Annotated in this window: 1 pseudogene; it reads left to right on the top strand. The window is 30.7% G+C overall.

From position 1 onward, the window contains the following. Positions 1–25: 25 nt before the first annotated feature. Positions 26–231: pseudogene (locus tag CD138_RS13800) on the top strand (IS6 family transposase); the annotation flags it as partial.

Here is a 231-nt window from a genome sequence, read left to right on the forward strand (position 1 = left end):
ATTTTAATAAAAAGGAGTATTCTACATGAACTATTTCAGATGTAAACAATTTAATAAAGACGTCATAACTGTAGCCGTTGGCTACTACTTAAGATATGCACTTAGTTACCGTGATATAGCTAAAATATTAAGAGTACGTGGTATTAATGTTCATCATTCAACGATCTATCGTTGGGTTCAAGAATACGCTCCTATTTTGTATCAAATTTGGAAGAAAAAGCATAAAAAAGC

The organism is Staphylococcus intermedius NCTC 11048, assembly GCF_002902385.1.
Taxonomy (GTDB): domain Bacteria; phylum Bacillota; class Bacilli; order Staphylococcales; family Staphylococcaceae; genus Staphylococcus; species Staphylococcus intermedius.